General features: G+C 62.5%; 5 protein-coding genes. 2 read left to right on the top strand and 3 right to left on the bottom strand.

The window, feature by feature from the left end; genetic code table 11:
- Positions 1–2: 2 nt before the first annotated feature.
- From GbCGDNIH8_RS00605 to GbCGDNIH8_RS00595, 3 genes are all read right to left on the bottom strand, one after another.
- Positions 3–1,784 (bottom strand): PQQ-dependent dehydrogenase, methanol/ethanol family, encoded by a 1,782-nt coding sequence (locus GbCGDNIH8_RS00605; protein WP_367593387.1) that lies wholly within the window; start codon positions 1,782–1,784, stop codon positions 3–5.
- Between the two features lie 128 nt (positions 1,785–1,912).
- Positions 1,913–5,995: a translocation/assembly module TamB domain-containing protein gene (locus GbCGDNIH8_RS00600; RefSeq protein ID WP_072571703.1), complete on the bottom strand. Its 4,083-nt coding sequence runs from the start codon at positions 5,993–5,995 to the stop codon at positions 1,913–1,915.
- 1 nt (position 5,996) lies between these two features.
- A complete protein-coding gene (locus GbCGDNIH8_RS00595; protein WP_081368758.1) occupies positions 5,997–7,961 on the bottom strand; it encodes an autotransporter assembly complex protein TamA in 1,965 nt (654 codons plus the stop codon).
- Between the two features lie 266 nt (positions 7,962–8,227).
- Here GbCGDNIH8_RS00595 and GbCGDNIH8_RS00590 point away from each other — a divergent pair, with 266 nt between their 5' ends.
- Positions 8,228–9,181: a lysophospholipid acyltransferase family protein gene (locus GbCGDNIH8_RS00590; RefSeq protein WP_253736057.1), complete on the top strand. Its 954-nt coding sequence runs from the start codon at positions 8,228–8,230 to the stop codon at positions 9,179–9,181.
- A gap of 173 nt (positions 9,182–9,354) precedes the next feature.
- Entirely contained in the window at positions 9,355–10,818 is a 1,464-nt protein-coding gene (miaB, locus tag GbCGDNIH8_RS00585; protein ID WP_408874679.1) for a tRNA (N6-isopentenyl adenosine(37)-C2)-methylthiotransferase MiaB, read from the top strand.
- Positions 10,819–10,825 lie beyond the last annotated feature (7 nt).

Raw genomic sequence — 10,825 nt, 5'->3', positions numbered from 1 at the left:
CGTCACGGCAGGCCGAAAACCGTCAGAACACCGCCAAGCCGTGTATAATTGTTCAGGGCACGGTTCAGCACGGCAGCGCCGGTGCCTTCGCTATCCCCTGCCCCCAGCCCCTCAGCCAGACCGATGCCGGCCCACCCGCCAACACCGGACAGCACCGCGACATACTGACGACCATGATGGCGATAGGTCATGACGTTGCCGATGATCCCGGACGGGGTTTTATATTGCCACAGCAGGGAACCGTCCTTCACATCCACCGCCTTGAGCCAGCCTTCGAGCGTTCCGTAAAACGCCACACCTCCCGCCGTCGCCAGCGCCCCGGACCAGACGGAGAAAGCCTCCGCATCCGTCCAGACGATCCGGCCCTGACCGGCATCATAGCCGATGAACGCGCCGAGATCTTTCGTCCCCGGTGGCGGATACAGGGTCAGGTTTGCCCCCACATAAGGCTGCCCGGCCTGATAGGAGACGCGAAACGGTTCCTCATCCATACAAATACGATTGACCGGGACCAGAAACAGTCCCGTCTGCGGCGAGAAAGCAGCCGGCTGTTCGTTTTTCGCGCCGAGAGAACTGGGACAGATGCCTTTGGTCGCTTCATCCTCCTCCTTTGGCTCATAACGGGCATTGCGCACCGGCTTTCCGGTCGAAAGGTCGATTTCTTTCGCCCAGTTCAGCGATGGATCAAACGGCTTCGCCTGAAGCAGCATACCGCTGACCCGATCCAGCACATAGGCAAAGCCATTACGGTCGAAATGCACCAGCGCCTTTGTCTGCCGCCCGTTCACCGGAATATCGGCCAGGATCATCTCGTTGATCCCGTCATAATCCCAGGCATCATGCGGGGTGAACTGATACACCCATTTCGCGATCCCGGTTTTGCGATCCCGCGCAAAGACGCTCATGGCCCAGCGATTGTCGCCCGGACGTTGCAGCGGATTCCACACCCCCGGATTGCCGGAGCCGTAATAGATCAGGTCCAGCGCCTGATCGTAGGAAATCCAGCCCCAGGACGGCCCGCCTCCCAGTTTCCATGCATCCCCACTCCATGACGACAGCGAAGAATTGGCACCGACCGGCTTACCCATCTGAGTGGTGTGCAGAGGATCCATCAGCGTGTCGCTATCCGGCCCGACCGCGTAGGCGCGCCAGACACGATGCCCGTCCTTGACCGCATAGGCCGTCATATGGCCACGCACGCCGAACTCGCCCCCGCTATTGCCGACCAGCACCAGATCACCAGCCACGAGGGGGGCGGACGTGCCGGTTTCCCCTTTGGCCGGATCACCATCCCTGATCTTCCACAATTCCTTGCCGGTCCGGGCATCCAGCGCCACCAGACTCGTATCCGCCAGATGCAGGAACAGGCGGCCATCCGCATAGGCAGGGCCTCGATTGACCGTGTCGCAGCACATGATCCCGATCACGGCCGGATCCTGCACCGGCGTGTAGCTCCAGCGGATGCGCCCGTCATCGTTCAGATCAAGTGCAAACAGCCGGTTCGGAAAAGGAGTGTGGACATACATCGTATCCCCCACCACCAGCGGCCCGCCCTCATGACCACGCAGCACACCGGTTGAGAAACTCCAGACCGGATGCAGATGCTTCACCGTCTGCCGGTTGATCTGTGTCAGTGCGCTGTATCGCCGGGCATGATCGCCACCCAGAGGATGCGACCAGTCTGTATCCTTGCCTGCCACATCCGCCGCCTGCACCGGTATGGCCGCCCCCAGCAGAAAGGCAATACCGGTCAGCCACAAACCCATCCGCCTCAAGATTGTCACCACCGTCGATCCGGTCCTGTTTCCTGCATCGGAGCAGTCTAGGCCGGTTTGACGGCAGGCGGAATCAGGCAGGTCGTTATATCACCCAGACCACTTCCGATCAGAGCAGGCTGCGGGTGCGCCCAGGGTCAGTAATCGAACCCGTAGGACAGACCCACCGCATTGGCTCCCGGCCCGGAACCGGCATCGGCCTTCAGCTTCAGCCTGCGGGTCAGGTCGATCTGCACCTCCGCCGCGCTGACACTGTTTGCGCCACCCACGCTCTGCTTGGCACCGACATAAATGCCGCGTGCAACGTATTTACCCGCCTCGACCGACGGTCCCTGATTGGTGCGGCTATTCGGCGTGGTGGCCCCGTTCTGAGAGCCTCCGCCCACCGACAGCCGGTCCAGCCCCAGCGCACTGCGCACTGAATTCAACGGATCACCGCTACCGGTCGCACCGCTCAACTGTGCCAGCGCCGCCGCGATTTCCGCCAACTGGAACGGGGACAGGCTGGCCATGCTGGACTGGAACAGCAGCCGGGCCAGGACTTCATCCTGCGGCAGTTCGGGCTGGCTGGAGAGTGTGATCTTCGGATCACTGGCATGGCCACCAACATGCAGGCTGGCCGTCACACTGCCGGAGGTAGAGCTGGCCGTGAAATCCAGCGCCGGATCGGTCGTGCTGCCATCGAAGGTCACGCGGCCCTCGGTGAAACTCAGCGTCGTACCAGCCACGCTGAACTGGCCGCGCCGCAATTCAAAACCGCCATCGGTCTGCGGATTGCTCGCCGTACCATGCAGATGCAACCGCCCTGCCAGCTCCGCATCCAGACCACGGCCACGCACAAAGATCTGCTCCGGCGCATCGAGCGTCACATCCAGACGAATCACAGGACCGGACGAGGTAGAGGGCGGCGGCGGTTTCTGGCCGGGTTTGATCACATCCAGCACGGCAACGCTGGAGGGCATATGCTCCGGCACCCTGATATCAGCGCGCAGGATTTTGATATGGCCGCTGGCGGTCAGTTCCTTTGCAATCTGGCCGCGCAAGGTGAGATCGGCATTCAGCCGCTCCGTCATCAGATCGCTGGCGATCAGCGTGGCGTTGCTGGCCTTCACCGTAAGATCGACCGGCATCGGCGGCTTGATCCCGACCGAGCCGCCTAGACTGAGCGTGCCTTGTCCGGCCCCTGCGCTGAACTGATCGATGCGCAGCGTATCCCCTGCCGCACTGATGAGGGCCTCGATCCGGGCAAGGTGCAGACCCGCTGTGACATCCTGCACATCGCCACCCGTCAGCCGTACCGTGCCGGACGCATTCGGGGCCGCGATAGTGCCACCGACCCTTGCATCGACGATCATCATACCCTGCACACGCCGCCCCTGCGCTGACAGGATCGGATCGAGAATCCGCAGATCGGCCCTCCCCCGCGCCGCGATATTCAACGGGCCGGAGGCCGCTTCCGGCACTGTGCCCGCGATCGTCATGGTCGTGGAGCCAGCATTCAGACGTGTGTCGATCCGGGCCGTGCGGCCATCCATATCAGCTTTCGCCACGATATCAGCCGGAGGCAGAGCACGGGCATCCCCGGTCAGCATGCGCAGACCGCGTGCAGTGATGGAGGCGGAGCCGGCCGGATGCGCGGGTTCTCCTTTCAGAACCGCCTGCATATCCAGCCGCCCGGCAGCCTTCACATCCGGTGCCACGATCCGCGCCAGATCGGCAGTCAGATTGGTCAGGGCAACCCGCAGATCGAGCTTCGGCGTCGCCCTTCCTGCCACATCCAGCACGGCCTGCGCCACGCCGAGCCGCAGCCGGTCAACCGTCACGCCATCCTTGTAGCCAATGAGAACCGGCGCCAGCAGCCGCGCCGTCTGACCTTTCCAGCCAGCCTGCAATGCCGAAATTGCTACCTGTCCGGCCGGCACATCCAGCAGGGCCGCCATACTGGCCTGAAGCGGTGCCCCGGCCACGCCATTGAGCGCCGTGTTCAATCGCACAGCCAGCGCATTCTGCCGCCCCTGTGCGGACAGGGTAGCATGACCGGTTATGCCGCTGGCCGCGATACCGCGCACTTCCAGCCTGGCCTTCACATCGGGATCGGCAACAGGCGATGTGACGGTCGCGTCGAAATCGGCCTTCGCGACGGCGGCCTTTCCGGGCAGGCCCGCACGCGTGGCAGTCAGATGAAGGGTCGCCAGCGCATCGGAAAAATCCGCCTTCGCCGCGACAGAGCCACTGATCGGCTGGCCAAGCAGAGGTCTGAGGTCATCCAGCCTGGTAAAATTCAACACCAGTGCGCCATGGGGAATTTTCGCCCCCGCCGCCAGCGCCATGGCCCCGTCCAGATGGAGAGATTTCCAGTCAGCCTTGCCGATAGACGCCTGCATCACTCCATCGGGCCGGCGGCTGGCCGTGATATCCAGTGCCACCGGTCCCCTGTCCAGCGTACCGGTGGCAACAAGATGCGCCTCCGGTGCTGATGGCAGATGCACCGCATCCAGAGTGAGATGCAACGGGCCGGACTTCACCTCCTGCCCGGATTGATGCGCCTCCACGATTCCATCAATGGTGGCATGGGCGGTCAAATCACTGGTCGGACCAGTTACGTTGCCAGCCGCCTGCATAGTCCCCTTGAGCGTCGTCGCCAGTGCATGCAGATCGCTCAGACCGATCGTCCAGTCGAGTGCCACAGTCTGACCGTTCAGGCCGCCTTTCGCCCCGACAGACAATGTCCTGCCATTGATAGCAAGGTTGGAGAGAGTGATACGTCGCCCCTCCCCCTGCCCATCCATCCGGGCGGACAAGGCCAGACGCGCCTTCTCGCCCAGCAGCGCGGGAACCGGGGCCATGCCGCCGGTCACCGATATGGTGCCATTCAGATCAGCCTGAGCCTTGTCCCCTTCCATCGCCGCCTGGAGTTGCAGTGCTGCATCGCCCTTCAGATCGACTCCGCCAATCTCCGCCAGCGGTGTCAGATCGGGCAGGGACAAGGCGGCATGGACGGTCATCTTTCCAACGGTCCGTGCATCGCCTTTCAGAGCGAGCAGCCTGTGTGACAGCGCGAAAGTCACGGGACGGGATGGATCATCCAGACGCACCGACGCATCCAGCGACAGGGGGGCGGCCTCCAGCAGATCCGGTTTCGGGCCGGGAATCCGCAGATTCTCCACCCGACTGCGCAAGGTGACATATCCGGCATTGCCATCGACATCCGCCGTCAGCGCGGACAGCGAGGCTCCGGCCGCACTCAGACCCTTCAGAACGATATGCGCTGTGGCATCTGGCCTGAGAAACGGGCCGGCCACATGCGCCGTCAGCGCAACAGAGCGCCACTGCACATCCGGGCGAGGTTCCATAGCCCCCGCATGGGCGTTCACATCCAGCAGCGCGGAACGACCGAGCGTATCGACCGTCCCCTTGACCTCCGCCTCTAACGGCAGGGCCGAGACAGTGGCGGCAACATGCGCCGCCTTCCACGGGCCATCGAGTTTGATATCGGCATTGATCCCCTGAACACCCGGCAGGGCCGCCATGGTGGCGATCAGGCCGTGCACTGCCTCCTGCGCGGTGACATGGGCGGCGATACGGGTCTGATCCACCGCCGCATCCAGATGATAATGATCGGCCCCCTGATCCGATCCATCCAGACGATGGACATCGAGCGCCAGATCAGCCTGAGCGATTTTGTCAGGGGTTGGGGCGGCCAGATCAAGCTTGCGGATCGCTGCCCGCCCTTCCAGCATGGCCACCAGAGCCGTGCCCGCGACCGGTTTGCCAACCTCCAGCCTGCCAATCCGCAGATGATTCAGCACAACCTGCACCGGCAGCGAAAAACCTTGCCCGGATGAGGCAGGCGTTGCTTCTGCGCCCGGTGCGGCCTCCGCCAGACGGGGAATGGCGATGCGGTCGGCAGTCAGGGCGTCGATCCGGACCTCCCGGCCCAGCAACCTCAAGATCCGCCAGTCCAGCGCCAGCCGGTCGATCTCCAGCCAGGTTCCTTTCGCGTCATGCAGTTCCAGGCGGGCGATACGCAGACCATCCGGGAAGCTGCCACCAAACCCCTGCATCACGACCATGCCGCCGGTCATGGAGTTTGCCAGCCGGTCCACCTGTCTCTGTCCGATCCCGGTATTCAGTCCGATCACCAGCAGCACCAGCGCCAGCACTGGCAGAGCCAACAGCGTCAGAACGATCCCGAGCAGCCATTTGAGGACACGGCGCATCTCAGAAAGCCTCCCCGATGCCGATATAGGCCTGGAAGCTGCTGTTTCCCCGCTGCTTCATCAGTGGCAGGGCAAAATCAACCCGGATCGGTCCGATCGCAGTGTAGTAACGGGCGCCGATACCCGCACCGACCCGCAGATCACCCGAAAAAGGCCCGCCATTCTGGCTGACCTGCCCCGCATCGACGAACAGAGCGACACCATAACTGGAGCCGAAACGCTGCCTCAGTTCCACCGTCGCCGCATCCACGGCAGTGCCGCCGGTCGGATCATTGTTCGGAAAAGTCGGCCCGACGAACTGGTATTTATAGCCACGGATCGTATCGCTGCCACCGGCATAGAAACGCTGATCGGGCGGCAGATCCATGATCGATACGCCCGGCGCTGCTCCCACCAGGGCACGCAGCGCCAGAACGCTGCGTCCTTCCCGCCGGGACAGATTGATATAGGTCGATCCCTGCGCCTTCATCAGAACAAAGGTCTTCGAGGTTCCATTCCCCCCGGAAGCCAGACTTTCCGTCGGTGTGGCGCTGATAATGGCGCGATAGCCATGGGTCGGCTCGAAAAGACTGCCGGTATCATCGTATTTGAGCGTCACCGGCACCTGGACCAGCGTGTAATTGGTCCTGACGCCCTGCTGCCCGACTCTTTCCTGAATGGCGGTCAGGCCGATGGCGCCTTTCCAGTGATCGCTCAGTTTTCGTGTCAGTGTCGCCCCGACGATGATCGCAGTGCGGTCATAGGAATAAAAATACTCCCGCACGCCGGTGGCATAGAATTGCAGGGACTGATCGCGCCGCAACCAGTCGGGGATCGTATAGACCGCTCCGATATTGTAACCGGGCTGGGACGCCACCTGCGCCGCAACTTCGGTGGCTGCCGCCGACAGGGCAAGCGTTTCACCATTGCCGAAAATATTGCGATAGGTCCATGTCCCGGTCAGGCTGCCGCCGAGATCGGTCGAATACAGCCCATCCAGAGACACGCCATGGCGCGGCCTTTCGGTGAACTCGATCCGCAGCGGCAGGCGTCCTTCGGTATTCAGACGATCAGCCGCCCGCATACGGACAGAACTGAAAATTCCGGCTGCCAACAAATCCTGACGCGCCCTGCCGATTTTATCGGCCTGATATTCCTGCCCGGATTTCAGCAGCAAGCGCCGCTCCACATAGGACGCATTGGTATGCTTCAGACCGGAGAACGTGATCGGCCCCAGATCGACCCGCGGCCCCGGCGTCACCTTGTAGACGACATCCAGCACATTCTGATCCGGACGCTCGAACGCCACTGGCGCCTGCACTTTCGCAAGGGCATAGCCATTATTCTGCAAGACATTGAGCAAAGCCGACTGCCCCGCCAGAACATTGGCCGCAATGGCAGTATCGCCGGTTTTGACCGGCAGCACGTTGCGGGCCACATCCGGCAGCGTCGTACCGGGCGGCGTTTCCACGTGAACATTCCGAAGATGGAACAGAGGCCCTTTCTCAATCGCAATGGTCACCGTCAAAGGCGGCTGTTTCGGCGCCCGTTCGATCAGGGTCGGCAGATCGGGGTCATCCAGGGTCTTTCCGGCGATCCGGATCGTCACCTTGCCCTTGTAATAGCCGAAACTGTTCAGGGCCGTCTGCAACCGGTCCAGATCGGATTGCGCCCGCGCGACCAGTGCAAATCCACCGACCGGAGAGGACGTGCGCAGGCTGATCAGGGTCGCACTGTCCGTCAGGGCCTGATCAATGGCGGCATCGCCGGTTTTGGCCAGCTCTACCGTGTAAGGTTGCGGGTCGGCCGCCCAGGCGAAGGAAACCAGCCCCAAAGCCGCCCCAGGCATGACAAGTGCAGGCATCCCGAACCCGGCCATGCCGATCCGGATCAGCAAACGGAAAACCGTTTCCGGGTGAAAAACGGAACCACGGCGGATCGCCGGGCACAGAAAGGCTGGCGCGTCAGAGGGGGCGCGTCTGGTCATACTTTCTCCCTACCAGCCTGACCGGCTTTGAAAACCCCCAAAAATCTTCAGGAACCAAATGATAACAAGCTCGTGAACAATCGTTGCTATCCCGACACTGTATGGAGGAAGGCTCATAAGCCCATGCAACGCACCCGGATGACTCCTGTATTCCAGTGGCAAACTCATTTTGACGGTTTTATGGCAACAGGGTGGCGCCGTTGCGGTGGAACCTCTGGGCATGTACGTCTGGCTGTGTAATGAATCGCGTGTGATGATTGTGCTTCATGACAGCTGACCAGACGATCCCGACACGCCCCCTGCTCATCCCGTTTGAGCCGCCAGGCGATAGCCGGACCGCATCCGAACCGGATGAATGGCAGGGTGTTTTCCGTCCCCATGGCCGGATTCTGCGCCGGGTCCGTGCCATACGCCGAACCGTTTTTCTGATTCTGTGGACGCTGACGGCCATCACCATCCAGTCCGTGCTTGTGGTGCTGCCCGGCCCGGCCAAGGTGCGCTTCGCCCGGATTTTCTGGTGGGTGTTCGGACGACTGATGGGGCTGAAAGTCCGCTGTATCGGGCAGAAGGCCAAACGTGGCAGGCTGAAGGACGGCACCCGGGCCCGGCCCGTTCTGTTCGTGTCCAACCACTCCTCCTGGCTGGATATCGTCTGCCTCGGCTCCACTCTGCATGCCTGTTTCGTCTCCAAGGATGATGTTGCGGACTGGCCGGTGGTCAAGACCGTGGCCCGACTGGGACGAACCATTTTCGTCAGTCGCCAGCGCGGCTCCACCCTGAAGGAGCGGGATGCCATGACATCCCGCCTCGAAAACGGTGATAATCTGGTGCTGTTTCCGGAAGGCACGACCTCCGACGGCTCCCATGTTCTACCATTCCGGTCTTCTTTCCTGTCACTGGCTGTCGGACCCAATCCGCCGCTGGTGCAGCCTGTCTCCATCGTTTACGACCGGCTGGCTTCCATGCCGACCGGACGCTCCACCCGGGCTATTTTCGCCTATTACGGAGAGACATCGATCGGTGCGCATTTCTGGCGGCTGGCGCAATGGAAAGGGCTACGTGCCTCCGTCATGCTGCATCCGCCACTGGAACCCGCCGATTTCCCGGATCGCAAGGCCCTGACCAATGCGGTTTATGCCGCCGTCACCGCCGGAACAGATGCGTTGAAACAAGGCCGTGTGCCTGATCCACCTCGACCTGAAAAACGCAGCGCGCCCTAAAAAATGCGATTGCCATCAGATCGCGCTTGACAGGAATCCCCCTCCCGGCCCGAGACTACGCTTATTGCAGGGAGACCTATTCGGCCATTGCGCTTGACCCAACCGCGCCCTGAGGCAATTGCTGTTTTTTCTCGTGCCGGAGCCTTCCGCACAGGGAGGATGGAGAATTGCCCATGACTGGCCTGCCACAGACCACCCTATCCACCACCGATCAGGACCGGCCCGGCAGCGGGGATGCGCCTGCACGCGCCAATACAAAGCGTCTGCACGTTATCACCTGGGGCTGCCAGATGAATGTGTATGACAGCGCGCGGATGACGGATGTGCTGTCTCCACTGGGCTATGCCGCGCATTCGGAGCCCGAGGGCGCGGATATGATCGTGCTCAATACCTGCCATATCCGCGACAAGGCTACGGAAAAGGTTTTCTCCGAACTGGGACGTCTGCGCCTGTTGAAAGAAGCCCGCGCACGGGAAGGGCAGCCCATGCTGCTGGCCGTAGCCGGATGCGTAGCACAGGCGGAGGGGGAACAGATCCTCGCCCGCGCGCCCTATGTTGATATCGTGCTGGGGCCGCAAACCTATCACCGGCTTGGTGGCATGGTGCGACGGGCCATGAACGGGGAGCGGGTGATCGAGACCGACTTCCCGCCGGAGGACAAGTTCGATTACCTGCCCGAAGCCGCTGCCCCTCAGCACGGGCCGGGTCTGGCGGGCGGACGGGCGGCGTTCCTGACCATTCAGGAAGGATGCGACAAATTCTGCTCCTTCTGCGTTGTCCCCTATACACGCGGTGCGGAGGTGAGTCGTCCGGCCAGCTCCGTGCTGGCGGAGGCGCGGCGCATGGTGCGCGGCGGGGCGCGGGAGATCACCTTGCTGGGCCAGAACGTCAATGCCTATCACGGGCTTGGAGAGGACGGTGAGGTCTGGACACTGGCCCGCTTGATCAGGGCGCTGGCGGACATTCCGGACCTGCTGCGCATCCGCTACACGACCTCCCACCCCCGCGATGTCAGCAATGATCTGATCGCCGCGCATCGCGATATTCCGCAGCTGATGCCATTCCTGCATCTGCCGGTTCAGTCAGGCTCCGACCGTATCCTCGCCGCCATGAACCGGCGCCACACGGCTGAGGACTACTTCCGGGTCGTGGACCGTCTGCGTGAGGCACGGCCCGATCTGGCCCTGTCCTCCGACTTCATCGTCGGCCATCCGGGCGAAACCGATGAGGATTTCGAGGATACGATGCGCCTGATCGAGCGTGTCGGCTTCGCACAGGCCTACAGCTTCAAATATTCTCCCCGCCCCGGCACCCCGGCGGCGGAGCGTGACAGCCACGTGCCGGAGCCCGTGATGGATGAGCGTCTGCAACGGTTGCAGGCCCTGCTCCGCACCCAGCAGGAAGCATTCAATGCCGCCTGCATCGGCAAGACCGTCAATGTGCTGCTGGTCACCCCCGGACGGCATCCGGGGCAGATCGGCGGCCGCTCCCCTTGGTTGCAGGCTGTGCATCTGGATGCCCCTGCAACCCTGATCGGACAGGAGGTGCCGGTGACAATCACCGCCGCGCACACCAACTCCCTGTCTGCCACTCTCCCGGATTGCGCACCCCAGCCAAAGGAGCTCACCTGCGCGTGACCCAAAT

The sequence above is a fragment of the Granulibacter bethesdensis genome, assembly GCF_001889545.1.
GTDB classification, from domain to species: Bacteria; Pseudomonadota; Alphaproteobacteria; order Acetobacterales; family Acetobacteraceae; genus Granulibacter; species Granulibacter bethesdensis_B.
The sequence above is the reverse complement of the archived record's forward strand: the minus strand, read 5'-3'. Positions and strand labels throughout refer to the sequence as shown.